The following is a 13582-nucleotide window of genomic DNA, read 5'->3' on the forward strand; positions in this document are numbered from 1 at the left end:
CTATTTACAACAAATCAAACAATCCTTGAGTTTCGGCAATGCCATTTCTCTCACCGAAAAATGTAACCCATCAATCATCAACAGTTTTCCAGATAAATTTTTACCGATATTCAGCAACAATTTAATCGCCTCTAGCGCTTGTAAGCTCCCAATCACCCCAACGATCGGTGCAATCACACCGGCTTCCACACAACTTAAGGTGCCTTCACCGAATAATTGACTCAAACAGTTATAACAAGGCTCATTTTCAGCATAGGTAAATACTGAAATTTGCCCTTCAAAACGAATCGCTGAGCCGGAAACAAGCGGTCGTTTTTGCTCAAAACATTGCAAATTCAGCTGATTTCTAACCGTAACGTTATCTGTACAATCCACCACTAAATTCACTCGCTCAATCAGCTCGGCAAATTCGGCATCACTACATTGTTTATTAATTGCTTCAAGCTGAATATGCGGATTGATTTGGCTTAAACGCGCTTTTGCCGATTCCACTTTCGGCTGACCGATATTGGCATCCGTATGCAAAATTTGGCGCTGTAAATTGGATAATGATACTTCATCAAAATCCACCAAAATCAAATGCCCAATACCGGCAGAGGCTAAGTATTGCGCAGCACTACAACCCAAACCGCCCAACCCGACAATCAATACACGGCTGGCTTTTAGCTTTTCTTGTCCGTCAAAATCAACACTTTTTAAAATAATTTGACGGTTATAGCGCAACATTTCCTGATCGCTAAGTTCCATATTCACTCACTATCTCAATAAACTGTTAAACGGCTGAATCGTCACTTTTTCACCGGCATTCACATTGCCTCGTTCCGCTTCTAACACAATAAAGCAATTGCTTTCATAAAAAGCACTGAAAATATGCGAGCCTTGCGTGCCGACCGGACGCACTGCTACTTCGCCCTGTTGATTAATATAATAGAAGCCACGTTGGAAATCTTGTCGTCCCACCGCTTTTTTCAAATTCGTATCAACAATAGCGGTTAGATTTTGAGTAAGATTTGCAATACGCTCCGCATTCACACCGGCTAATTTAGCTAATGCCGGTTGTACCAGTTGGTAAAAGGTGACTAAAGCGGAAACCGGATTACCCGGTAAACCGAAGAACCAAGCGTGTTGCAATTTACCAAAAGTGAACGGTTTGCCTGGTTTCATCGCAATTTTCCAAAAGCCGATTTCACCCAGTTTTTCTAACACGTCTTTGGTGAAATCCGCTTCACCGACCGATACACCGCCGCTGGTAATTAATACGTCCGCTTGCTGTTGCGCTTGATTAAACGTTTGTTCGAACACAGCTGGCTCGTCCGGTAAAATACCAAAATCTAAAATCTCACAATTAAGTTTTTCTAACATTAAATGCACCGCAAAACGGTTCGTATCATAAATTTTGCCTTGTTCTAGCGGCTGACCGACCGAAGTTAGTTCATCACCGGTGGAAAGAATCGCGACTTTTAAACGGCTAAATACCGGCACTTGCGCAATGCCTAACGAAGCTAATAACGGCAAAGTGGTCACATTTAATAAACTGCCTTTCGCTAGCACCAATGCGCCTTGTTTTACATCTCCACCAATTCGGCGAATGTTTTGCCCGAGCTTCGGCGTTTTGCAAAATTTCACTAAAATTTGACCGCTTGTAAGTGTCTCTACTTCCGTTTCTTCTTGCATCACCACCACATCACAATCTGCAGGCAGCATCGCACCGGTCATAATACGAATACATTCGCCGGATTTCACTTCGCCGGTAAATGGATTGCCGGCAAAAGATTTGCCAGCAACGGTTAAACGTTCAAATTGAGCGAGATCCGCTAAACGAAACGCGTAGCCGTCCATTGCCGAATTATCGAAACTGGGTACATTAATCGGGGAAAAAATATCTTCTGCTAAAATACGATTCGCACACTCTGCCAGTGTTAATGTTTCTGTTTTTGATGCTGTCGGTAAGCGGTTTAGCATTTCTTGTAATGCTTCCGACAAAGTACGTAATGCCATAAAATCCTCGGTTATTTAACTCACTTGAATAAAGAAATCTCGCACACCGACTAATAAATTATTAATCGCAACTGACGCTAAAATTAAGCCCATGACACGGCTAATGATCGCCGCTCCCGCATTACCAATAAAGTGTTGAATGCGATTTGCCGCCAGTAAAAATAAGTAGGTAATCGCCAATACCGACAGCATAATACCTGCCGTAACCACTTGATCGGTAATACTAAAACGGTGGTTATCGGTAAGTAATACGATTGCCATCATCGCCCCCGGTGAAGCAATAGACGGCACGGCTAAAGGGTAAACCGCCAGTTCACTAATACTGGCTTTCATTTTCATTTCTTGTTCCGGTTTACTCTCACCAAAAATCATTGTTAACGCAAACAGTAATAATACTAAGCCGCCGGCAGCTTGGAATGCCGATAGCGGAATCTGCATTGCTTCCAGCAATATCTGCCCGCCGACTAAGAAGAACATTAAAATACCGGCAGAAATCACCACTGCATTACGTGCAATTTTACGGCGATCTTCGATTGGCAAACCAATCGTTTTCGCCAAATACACCGGAATTGAACCGATAGGGTCAATTACCGCCCACAATACAACAAATTGTACTGCTAATGAATCAAACATAGCTTCCTCTATTTATGTTAGAATAACGGCAAAATTTTAACATAAACCAAGCATTTATAATGATTTTTTTCACCGATCTTATCTTAAAACACGGACAATCCGTCCTTTTAGAAAACACCTCCGTCACCATTCATACCGGTCAAAAAGTTGGACTGGTCGGCAAAAACGGTTGTGGTAAATCTTCACTTTTCGCTTTAGTGAAAGGTGAATTACAACCGGAAGGCGGCGATGTTTCTCTGCCGAAAAACTGGGCGATTTCTTGGGTAAATCAAGAAACACCGGCGCTTGAAATTTCCGCATTGGATTATGTGATCCAAGGCGATCGCGAATATACCGGTTTAATGAACCAATTAGAGAAAGCCAATCAAGAAAATAACGGTAATCAAATTGCCATGATTCATACCCAACTGGATACGATTGACGCATGGACGATTCAAGCCCGTGCGGCAACCTTGTTAAACGGTTTAGGCTTCACTAACGAACAACTTTCTTTACCGGTGAAATCTTTCTCGGGTGGTTGGCGTATGCGTTTAAATTTGGCGCAAGCGTTGATCTGCCGTTCTGATTTGCTGCTACTTGATGAACCGACTAACCACTTGGATTTAGATGCGGTGATCTGGCTAGAAAAATGGCTGACTAACTACCGTGGTACACTATTGCTAATTTCCCATGACCGAGATTTTCTTGATCCGATAATTGATCGCGTGATTCATATCGAAAATCAGCAGCTGAATGATTACACCGGTAACTACACTTCGTTTGAAATTCAACGTGCAACCAAAATCTCGCAACAAAATGCCGCTTATGTACAACAACAGCGCAAAGTTGCTCATTTACAGAGCTTTATCGATCGCTTTAAGGCTAAAGCAACCAAAGCGAAGCAGGCACAAAGTCGTATCAAAGCGTTGGAAAAAATGGAACTGATTGCGCCGGCTTATGCGGATAGCCCATTTGAATTTGAATTCCGTCCGCCGCTCGCTTTGCCAAGCCCGTTATTAATGATGGAAAAAGCCAGTGCTGGTTATGGTGACAAAACCATTTTAGAATCGGTTAAGTTAAATTTAGTGCCCGGCTCACGTATCGGTTTACTCGGGCGAAATGGCGCGGGTAAATCCACGCTGATTAAATTACTCGCCGGCGAATTAGCTCCACAAACCGGACATATTCAATTAGCTAAAGGTGTGCAATTAGGTTATTTCGCTCAACATCAAGTGGATACATTACGCTTTGATGAAAGCCCGTTATGGCATTTACAAAAAATTGCGCCGGAACTAACCGAACAAGAGGTGCGTAATTATTTAGGTGGCTTTGATTTTAAAGGCGATAAAGTGAAACAAAATGTCGGCTCGTTTTCCGGTGGGGAAAAAGCCCGTTTGGTGTTAGCGCTAATCGTATGGCAACGCCCAAATTTACTGTTGTTGGACGAACCAACTAACCATTTAGATTTGGAAATGCGTCAGGCACTCACCGATGCGCTCACTTACTATGAAGGCTCGCTAGTAGTGGTTTCGCACGATCGTCATTTATTGCGTAGTACGGTGAATGAATTTTATCTAGTACATGATAAAAAAGTCGAAGAGTTTAAAGGTGATCTGGATGATTACCAAAAATGGCTGAACGAGCAAAATGCGCTTGAAGCTGCAAAAAATTCGGAAAATTCGACCGCTTGTATGGAGGAAAAAGCAGATAATAGTGCGGCAAATCGTAAGGAACAGAAGCGTTTAGAGGCGGAGTTACGCAAACAAACCGCACCATTACGCAAAAAGATCACACAGTTAGAGAAAGATCTTGAAAAAGCGAGTGAAAAGCTAAATCAGCTTGAAGCATTACTGGCTTCAAGCGAGATCTATGAAGCGGAAAATAAAGCGCAACTAACAGAAACGCTCGCGAAGCAAATTGAAGCGAAAAAAGTCGTTGAAGAAATCGAAATGGAATGGCTGGACTGCCAAGAACAGCTTGAGGTATTGTTCGGCTAATTCTGCTTCCTTGACGCATTTCTGAAATCCTAGCACGGCAAAGCCTTTCTAGGTTAAGTATAGTTCAGCTCCGCTAGAGCTGGAAATTCCAAATAACAAGCGGTAGGATTTGCAACTTTTGTTGCAAATCCTACCGCTTGTTTTCTTTTCTGTGTTCTCCGTGTATTCCGTGGTGATTAAAACACTACACCGCAGAATATCTATACCTTCTCACTCACTTTTTCTTCAGCTTTCGCAAAAATTGTGTTTTTAACCGAGGTTAATAATTGTTGGCGAATGGCAGAAAATTTCGGTTTTTCGTCCGCTCGGAAAGTAACCGGACGGCAAAACTCCATCGCTTTAATGCCTAATCTTGCGGTTAATAAGCCAACCCCAATCCCTTGTGCTGCACGCAGTGAAAGTTTAGCGGTTAAATTCTGTGAGAAAAATTCCATACCGACATCACTTACCACTTCAGTCGCACCGGCAAACACCATATTGGTTAATACCATTTTGAATAATTTCAAACGGCTGAAATAACCTAATTGCATACCGTAGGTTTTGCTAATTTTATTGACCAACGCAATATTTCGCCATGCGACCATCAGCACATCAACCACAGCTAACGGGCTAACCGCCACAATCACCGCATTTTCAGTCGCACTTTTTGAAATTATTTTTTTCACTTGCTTATCAAGCGGTGTGAGTACCGTTTCACTAAATAGGTAAAGCACTTCTTTTGCATTGTAAGCCTCATTTAATTGGCTTTGCCAACGCTGTTGCGAATGTTGCACGCTTGGCACATTTTTTAAATTTGCCACAACTTCATTGCAAAAATTTACCGCTTTTTCACCGCTTGTTGTTGAGAGTTCTTCTAAAAGTAATTGTTCGCTTACTTGCTGTTGTTGCTGATGATGACGTAAAAAAACTAACTTCCGCCATTCTCCGATAATCGCAACCACACCGGTTAAACTGATTAAGGCGAACACAATCGCAAAAGCAAAATAAATCCATTGACGAGCTTGGAAGGTATCAATCAACCATTGTACGCTTTGTGCAATCACGGCTACGCTAAACAATCCCAACGCAAACAGTAATACTCTTACCCAAAAACGCGATGGTTTTAGGCTTTCTTCAACAATTAATTCCGCCTTAACTTCTTGATATTCCTCTTCAATTTGAATATCGTCCGAAGCCTCAAACTCTTGCTTGGCAACAAATTGCTGCTCTGTTGTGACCTCTTGCTCACTAAATATTTGTTTTTTCATCGTTTTCTCTTTATAAATTAACTATGGACAATACTAACCACCTTTTCTGTGTTTTCCGTGGTTAAAACCCTATTGTTAAATTTCTTGATTTACCGCTCGTTCAATATGCGCATTTAGCCCGTCATAGCCGTGTTCCGTTTTAAGTATTTGGAACAAATCTTTCGCTTCCGGATACTCTTTATCCAAATAATGTAACCATTGCTTGATACGTGCAACATGATAAAAGCCCGAGTCATCCTCATTTTCCATATTTACATATTGAAACAGCAATTGCAGTACTTCATTCCATGCCATTTTAGGCTGATTAAATTTCACCACTCGGCTAAGGTTCGGCGTGTTTAATGCACCTCGCCCGATCATTAAACTCGAACAAGCGGTCGTATTTTGACAATTTTTTGCAGATTCAAAATCCCAGATTTCGCCATTGGCAATCACAGGAATCGAAAGACGTTTTTGAATTTCGCCGATTGCCTGCCAATTAATGCGTTCCGCTCGATAGCCGTCTTGTTTGGTACGACCGTGTACGGTTATTTCATTTGCACCGCCTTGTGCCACCGCATCGGCAATCTCAAAACATTGATCTGCAGAATCCCAACCTAAACGCACTTTCACCGAAACGATCTGATCCTGTGGAACTGCTTCTCGCATTGCTTTGGTTGCTCGATAAATCAAATCCAGATCTTTTAGCAATGATGCGCCACCATTACTGCCGTTTACCGTTTTAGACGGACAACCGCAATTCAAATCCACTCCATGCGAGCCCAACTCAATCGCCAACTGGGCATTTTCTGCCAACCATTGCGGATGTTGTCCTAATAACTGCACTCGCACAGGCGTACCCGAATCGGTTAAACCGCCCTGTAATAATTCAGGCGCAAGACGATAAAAAGCTTTCTTCGGCAATTTTTGATCCACTACTCGTACAAATTCGGAAATACAAAGATCGTAATCATTTACTGCCGTCAGTAATTTGCGAACAAAAGGATCTAATACGCCTTGCATCGGAGCTAAAATAACTTTAGGTATCGTATTCATTATTCAATTTTTTTGCTTATTCGATTCAAAAAGAAAGCGGTCAATTTTTGCAAAAATTTTACCAAAAATGACCGCTTGAAATAGTTAATACTATTCGTAAAAGTGGGAGCGAATCCGTAAGTCCGGACGGGCAATCAGATAAATAATAAGTGCGGTAATTGCCCCAAAGTATCCGCCAACATATCTTTTTGTGCATCCCAAATATCGCCTTGCGAACCTAAAAACTCAATACCCGCATTACCCCCTTCAACTACCGCATATTGCCATTCGATAATCTCATAACTGGCAGCAACCTCCATAATAAAGAATAACGAAAAGAACATCGCTACACCTTACGGCGGCGTAATAACCATTCCGCCATCGGGAAACTATAAAAGCCGATAATATAGTGTGCCACCCGATCAAAGTGGTTACGATCTTCGCCTAAGATCGGGGTAAGAAACTGATTCGCCCATTCAAAGGGTACATTGGCAAAGGTATATTTGGCACCGATTAAGTGCGTAATCATCCATAAGGACATTAAGATATAAGCTAAACCGCTAAATTGAAATTTAGGGTATGTTAAAACCAGTAGCCCAAATACTACAAAAATCGGCATGACTTCCGCATACCAAACCGCACGCTCTGACGGTGCAATGCCCGACCATATCGCAATTGCGGTAATCACAATTGCTAAAAACAGCGGAATAATATGTGATCCATTATTTCCACCCTTTTACTTTACAGATTAAATCGTAAGCCGCTTGAATTTGTTGCGCTTTCTCTTTTGCTAATTCCATCATCTCGTCCGGTAAACCTTTTGCCGCCAGCTTATCCGGATGATGTTCGTTCATCAATTTACGGTAAGCACGTTTTACGGCGGTTTGATCGTCATTTGCGGTCACGCCTAAAACTTTATAAGCAGCATCAATGCTCGGTGCATTACTATTAGCTTGATGATAACCATTATACCCACCTTGCGATTGCTGATAAGCGCCACCTTGCTGATATTGCTCTTGATAAAAGCCACCGTATCTAAATTGCTGTGCAGCCATAACCATCGCAATCATACGCTCAAATTGGAAACGGCTCATCCCCATGGTTTCAGCGATCGTAAATAGAATTTGCTGTTCATTCGCATCTAATTGCCCATCGTGTAAAGCGGCCTGCATCTGGACTTCCACAAAAAAGCGTAATAAATCGGCACGCTGACCACAAGCTTCTCTGAATTCCTGAATCACTTGGCGTAACGGGAAATCAGCCTCTTTACCTAACGTAAATGCTTGTTGTGCAAGTTGTTGGGCATTAGCATCTAATTTCAGACGGCTCATTAACTGACGCGCCAAATGAATGTCATCTTCCGTTACACGTCCCTTTGCTTTCGCAATATGTCCTAATACCGCAAATGTCGTCTGAGTGAAAAGCGATTGACGCGTAAGATTTTTACCAAAAACACTTGAACGAACCGAACCTAATTCATACAACTTTTTATCCGCAAGATGACCGATAAAAGCCCCTAATAGCCCCCCAAAAAAGCTATGAAAGATTTGATAACCTAAGAAGAATCCAATAATTTTTCCGATAAATTGCATTTGTTGTCCTTGTTTAATTCCCAGACGAATATCGTTAAACGGTTATTTTAGCTTAAAATACTTAAAATAGAATTAATTATCTTTAAAGTAAGATAATCATTATGGGGGTAAAATCTGAAAAACAAAGAGGAAGGCGTTAAATAAGATACAAAAAATGATTTTACTTTTGTAAAAAGGAAAGGAAATTTAACCGCTTATGGTGTTATAACGAAATAAAGCCCTGCAAAATCAGGGCTTTATTTTTGTCTTTAGTAATTAGGTTACAAATTAGTATTCTAATACTGCACGACGGTTTTTAGCGTAGTCAGCTTCAGTGTGACCTAACACAGCCGGTTTTTCTTCACCGTAAGAAACAGTTGAAACTTGGTTAGCACCTTTAGTTGCTAAGTAGTTTTTAACTGCGTCTGCACGACGTTGACCTAACGCGATGTTGTACTCTGGAGTACCACGTTCGTCAGCGTGACCAGCAACTGTTACTTTGCCGTTTGCTGATGTTAAGTATGCAGCGTGTGCATCTAAAAGTTGTTGGTACTCACCTTCAACTGCATAACTGTCGAAACCGAAGTATACAGTGTTGTAACGAGTTTGTAAGTCTTCAGCAGTCATACCGCCGAATTGACCTGCGTTTGCATTAGCATTTGCGTTAGCGTTGTCTGATGAGCTGCTGCAAGCTGCTAATACGAATGCTGGTGCCGCAATCATCAATACTTTAGCTAGTTTTTTCATTTGTTGCTCCTAAAAAGAATTTTATTATTTAGTCAAATACGGTGACCAAGCAGGAAACTTGAATTGTCCACCTGTTCCCGGCAAGTTAGCTTTAAAACGGCCATCTGCGGACACCAATTGTAGCACTTTGCTCGTACCTTTGGTAGAGCTATAAATAACCATAATACCATTTGGTGAAATACTTGGACTTTCGTCTAAGAAAGTTGAACTCAATACTTCCGTGCCACCCGAAGCGAGATCACGTTTCACAACCTTATCACCAGCAATCATGATTAAATTCTTACCATCAGATGAAACTTTAGCATTATAGCTACCGCTCCCACCCATTGGGCTTGCGCCACCACCTGATGAACTCATTCTATACACTTGTGGAGAACCTGCTCGGTCTGAAGTAAAGTAAATCGTACTTCCATCCGGAGACCAACTTGGTTCTGTATTATTACCTGCATTTGCAGTTAATTTTGATGGTTTACCACCATTTGCACCAACAACATAAATATCTAACTCACCATCTTGATTCGATGCGAATGCAATACGAGAACCATCCGGCGAGAACGCTGGTGCACCGTTGTGTCCACGTAATGCCGCTACGATACGGCGAGAACCTGAACGTAGGTCATGCACAACAACTTGTGCTTTTTTGTTTTCAAATGTCACATAAGCTAAACGACTACCGTCTGGAGACCATTCGGGTGACATTAACGGCTCTCTACTTTTTACAACGGTAAAGGCATTATAACCGTCATAGTCTGAAACACGTAATTCATAAGATGATACGCCACGTTGCACGACATAAGCAATTTTTGTTCTGAAAGCACCGAGAATTTGTGTAATTTTTTCAAATACTTGGTCACTTACCGTATGCGCACCTTGGCGAATTTGTGCTGCAGGTACATTAAATGAACCCTGAGCGAATACTGCCGCAGGATTACTTAACGTATCAACTAACTGATAAGCAACATTATAGCCACTACCTGTTGGGGTCACTTGTCCTACAACTACAGAATCTACACCGATATCGGTCCATTGTTGTGAATCTACTTCTGCTGCCGAGCCTGGCTGAGCCGGTAATCTAGAACGTTCTACCGGCGTAAACTTACCACTATTACGTAAGTCGTCTGCAATGATTTGTCCGACATCCGCCGGTACAGCACCATTTGCCTTAAACGGAACAACCGCAATAGGTTGTGCCATACTTACACCTTCATCAACAGAAATCACAACATCTGATTCAGCTATTACTACATTGCTGAAAAAGAGAGCGATGACGTTGATAACACTCGTTAAACGAGATTTTAATTTCATTGTTAACCTCTTGGTTGTTATAAAACTCTTAAACCAAATTTAATAATTGGAGATTTATATTTCTTATAAGTCTCTTCATTTGGTGCTCTCGGAACATTTCTTGCCGAGGTAATTGCCGCTACTGCCGCTCGACAAATATCATCCGGGCCGGATAATACTTGATGGCTTGTAATATTACCTGCTGGATCAATCGAAATTTTCACTTGGCATTCACTCCCGCTAAAACTTGGATCTACTCGGTAAGTGCGAGCTAATTTTTTCTTAATTAGCTGAGCATAACCGGTATCCGCTACACCTCTTCCGTCACCAATACCTTTCGAATTGCCATTACCTTGTGAGCCCGCAGTATTTTTATTACCGCCTTTGCTCAAACCGCCACCAATATCTCCACCACTTAAGAAATCATCAAAGGCTTTATTATTCTTGGCTTGAGCAGCCTTGGCTGCCGCATCTGCTTTGGCTTTAGCCTCTTTATCAGCTTTAGCCTTAGCTTCTTTTTCCGCTTTTAACTTAGCTTCTTTTTCCGCTTTTAACTTAGCTTCTTTTTCCGCTTTTAACTTAGCTTCTTTTTCGGCTTTTTCTTTCGCTTCTTTCTCTGCTTTAGCTTTGGCTTCTTTTTCAGCTTTTTCTTTCGCTTCCTTCTCAACCTTTAATTTTGCTTCTTTTTTAGCCTGTTTCTGCTCTTCAAGTTTTTTCAGCTGTTCCGCTTTTTTCTGTGCTTCTTTTGCCTTCTTCTCTTCCTCAGCTGCTTTCGCTGCTGCTTCTAAGTTTCTAGCTTCTGCTTCAGCTTTTAAACGAGCTGCCTCTGCTGCTTTTTTGCGTATTGCCTCTTCAGCTTTCTCTTTTTTAAGCTGCTCTTGTTTTGCAATTTCTTGCTGACGTTGCTGCTCAGCTTTTTGGCGTTGCACCTCTTTACGTTGCTCTTCTTGTTTTTTCTGTTCTTCAATCATTGCAACGCGTTGCTGTTCTTTGGCTTGTTCATCAGAAACCTCTTGAGGTGTCGGTTCTTCCTCTACTACTTCTTCAGGTTTTGGTTTTTCTTGCTCCGCCACCTTCGGCTGTGCATTGCCTTTTTTGTCTGATTTTAAACGCCCGTACTCGGCAGCGACCTGCCCAGTATCAACCATTACCGCTTCAAACTCTTCACCCGTACCACCGCTACCGCCAGCTGCTTCTTCCAGCGTGGTCTTGGTAAAAAATGAACCGAGTAGAAGCAATCCAATCAACAATGCATGTAATAGGACTGAAACTATAACCGCCAGTTCTAGTCTGTCGTCTTTAGATTTCACACGTTATCCTTATTACTATTTGCCTTGGGTCATTAACCCAGCATTTTTAATACCTGCATCTTTTAAAAGAACAATCCCTTTAATAACTTCTTCGTAAGGAATATTTTTTTCTGCTGCAACAAGGAAAAGCGTATTCGGATCTTTTTGGAATGCTTCTCCCGCATACGCAACAACTTCTTGCTCGCCTAGTTCTTCTAGCCCATTGCTCCCTTGTACAAAGTTTCCGTCAATTTTTAATTTATATAAACCAACATCTGCAACTTGTAAAATGACCGGAGTTTTATCTTCATTAGATACCGATTGACTATGTTTATCTTCTGGTAAATTAACCTCAACGCTTTGACTGATTACCGGTGCGGTTGCCATGAAGATAAGTAATAGTACAAGCAATACGTCCAAAAATGGTACGATATTGATTTCAGATTTAATGTCATTACGTTTACGACGGTAAGACATATTTTCCTCTTATACATTAGTGAATAAAAGATCCGACCGAGATTAAGCGGTCAGATCCCGTGAGTTTTTTTTACTATACTCTTATTTTTTAGAAAACGCTTGGCGATGTAAAATGGTTGTAAATTCATCAATAAAGTTAGCGTAATCTTGTTCTAATTTATTTACACGTAAACTTAAACGATTGTATGCCATTACCGCCGGAATTGCTGCAAATAAGCCAATAGCTGTTGCAATAAGTGCTTCTGCGATACCCGGAGCAACTGATTGTAAGGTTGCTTGTTTCACTGCACTTAAGCCCATAAATGAGTGCATAATCCCCCATACCGTACCAAATAAACCGATATAAGGACTAATTGAACCTACCGTGCCTAAAAATGGAATGTAGCTTTCTAGATTCTCAATTTCACGGTTTAGCGCTAAATTCATTGCACGGCTAGAGCCTTTCATAGTAGCTTCTGGCGCATCCGCATTTACTTGCTGTAAACGCATATACTCTTTAAAACCAGCATAGAAAATTTGCTCTGAACCGCTTAAACCGTCACGACGATTTTCTAAACCTTCATGTAAGCGGTGTAAATCTTCACCTGACCAAAATTTATTTTCAAACGCTAACGCATCTTTCTTTGCTGCCGTTAAAACGCGACTACGTTGAATAATGACAGCCCAAGATAAAATTGAAAATGTAATTAAGATTAAAATAACAATCTTAACCACAATACTTGCCTGCATAAACAGCGAAACAAGGTTAAAATCAGTTTCCATTTAAGAGAACTCCGAATAAGTAATTTGTTTAAAAAATTAGACCGCTTGTAGTGCCTGACGTATATCATCAGGAATCGCCACAGGCTTCATTTTGGTTAAATCAACACTTGCAACGGTGACTTTTGCTCCACTTAAACAAATATCATCACGCCATAACTGTTGCTGAAATACAATCGTTGCTTTTTTTAACTCAGTCACGACTGTTTCGACTCTGAGTAAATCATCTAAACGAGCAGGAATTTTATAATCAATTTCTAATTTTTTTACGACAAAAGCAAATGAGCCGGCCAATAATTTTTGCTGAGAGAAACCTACTTGACGTAAATACTCCGTACGTGCACGCTCAAAAAAACAGATGTAATTTGCATGGTAAACCACGCCTCCGGCATCCGTATCTTCATAATAAACTCTAATCGGGAAATTCATTTGTATTCCAATATTCGTCAAAATGAAAAACGCCCAAAAATTAGGCGCAAATTGCGTGCTATTTTAGAGAGAGAAAAATGGTTGTGCAATAGGGAAATGAAAATATTTTTTTATAAAAAAATTAATAAAAAAGCGTAAGAATGATCTGCCCCAAGAAG

13 protein-coding genes and 1 pseudogene are annotated in these 13582 nt (G+C 41.1%); 1 reads left to right on the forward strand and 13 read right to left on the reverse strand.

The genetic code is table 11. The features are described 5' to 3' along the window. From moeB to HMPREF0027_RS07245, 3 genes are read right to left on the reverse strand one after another with little or no spacing between them, the layout of a single operon-like run. The gene (gene moeB, locus HMPREF0027_RS07235; protein ID WP_005623603.1) at positions 1-747 is read right to left on the reverse strand and encodes a molybdopterin-synthase adenylyltransferase MoeB; all 747 of its coding nucleotides are present in this window, start codon (positions 745-747) and stop codon (positions 1-3) included. 9 nt (positions 748-756) lie between these two features. Further along, on the reverse strand, positions 757-1998 hold the full coding sequence (gene moeA, locus HMPREF0027_RS07240; RefSeq protein ID WP_005623605.1) for a molybdopterin molybdotransferase MoeA: 1242 nt from the start codon (positions 1996-1998) through the stop codon (positions 757-759). A gap of 15 nt (positions 1999-2013) precedes the next feature. Then, positions 2014-2631 (reverse strand): MarC family protein, encoded by a 618-nt coding sequence (locus HMPREF0027_RS07245; protein WP_005623607.1) that lies wholly within the window; start codon positions 2629-2631, stop codon positions 2014-2016. Between the two features lie 59 nt (positions 2632-2690). Between HMPREF0027_RS07245 and HMPREF0027_RS07250 the strand changes: the two genes are divergently transcribed. Beyond that, positions 2691-4607 (forward strand): ABC transporter ATP-binding protein, encoded by a 1917-nt coding sequence (locus tag HMPREF0027_RS07250; RefSeq protein WP_005623609.1) that lies wholly within the window; start codon positions 2691-2693, stop codon positions 4605-4607. Between the two features lie 200 nt (positions 4608-4807). Here the strand turns inward: HMPREF0027_RS07250 and HMPREF0027_RS07255 are convergent, their stop codons facing one another. The 10 genes and pseudogenes from HMPREF0027_RS07255 to ybgC form a co-directional block, all read right to left on the reverse strand. After that, entirely contained in the window at positions 4808-5854 is a 1047-nt protein-coding gene (locus HMPREF0027_RS07255; RefSeq protein ID WP_005623611.1) for a YcjF family protein, read from the reverse strand. A gap of 75 nt (positions 5855-5929) precedes the next feature. Next, positions 5930-6889, reverse strand: a complete 960-nt coding sequence (dusC, locus tag HMPREF0027_RS07260; protein ID WP_005623613.1) for a tRNA dihydrouridine(16) synthase DusC — start codon at positions 6887-6889, stop codon at positions 5930-5932. A gap of 90 nt (positions 6890-6979) precedes the next feature. Continuing rightward, positions 6980-7580, reverse strand: a pseudogene (locus HMPREF0027_RS07265) (DUF2238 domain-containing protein). Positions 7581-7590: 10 nt separating this feature from the next. Next, on the reverse strand, positions 7591-8460 hold the full coding sequence (gene djlA, locus HMPREF0027_RS07270; RefSeq protein WP_005623619.1) for a co-chaperone DjlA: 870 nt from the start codon (positions 8458-8460) through the stop codon (positions 7591-7593). A gap of 267 nt (positions 8461-8727) precedes the next feature. Next, a complete protein-coding gene (pal, locus tag HMPREF0027_RS07275; RefSeq protein ID WP_005596217.1) occupies positions 8728-9186 on the reverse strand; it encodes a peptidoglycan-associated lipoprotein Pal in 459 nt (152 codons plus the stop codon). Between the two features lie 24 nt (positions 9187-9210). Next, positions 9211-10491: a Tol-Pal system beta propeller repeat protein TolB gene (gene tolB / locus HMPREF0027_RS07280; protein WP_005623620.1), complete on the reverse strand. Its 1281-nt coding sequence runs from the start codon at positions 10489-10491 to the stop codon at positions 9211-9213. A gap of 17 nt (positions 10492-10508) precedes the next feature. Next, positions 10509-11780 carry a cell envelope integrity protein TolA gene (gene tolA, locus HMPREF0027_RS07285; RefSeq protein WP_081456963.1) on the reverse strand — a complete coding sequence of 424 codons (1272 nt, stop codon included), beginning with the start codon at positions 11778-11780 and terminating at the stop codon, positions 10509-10511. A 15-nt stretch (positions 11781-11795) separates the two neighbouring features. Continuing rightward, on the reverse strand, positions 11796-12236 hold the full coding sequence (gene tolR, locus HMPREF0027_RS07290) for a colicin uptake protein TolR (RefSeq protein WP_005623624.1): 441 nt from the start codon (positions 12234-12236) through the stop codon (positions 11796-11798). An 81-nt stretch (positions 12237-12317) separates the two neighbouring features. Then, on the reverse strand, positions 12318-12998 hold the full coding sequence (gene tolQ, locus HMPREF0027_RS07295) for a protein TolQ (RefSeq protein WP_005623626.1): 681 nt from the start codon (positions 12996-12998) through the stop codon (positions 12318-12320). A gap of 36 nt (positions 12999-13034) precedes the next feature. Beyond that, positions 13035-13424 (reverse strand): tol-pal system-associated acyl-CoA thioesterase, encoded by a 390-nt coding sequence (ybgC, locus tag HMPREF0027_RS07300; protein WP_005623628.1) that lies wholly within the window; start codon positions 13422-13424, stop codon positions 13035-13037. Positions 13425-13582 lie beyond the last annotated feature (158 nt).

This window comes from Actinobacillus ureae ATCC 25976 (genome assembly GCF_000188255.1).
Lineage (GTDB): Bacteria > Pseudomonadota > Gammaproteobacteria > Enterobacterales > Pasteurellaceae > Actinobacillus > Actinobacillus ureae.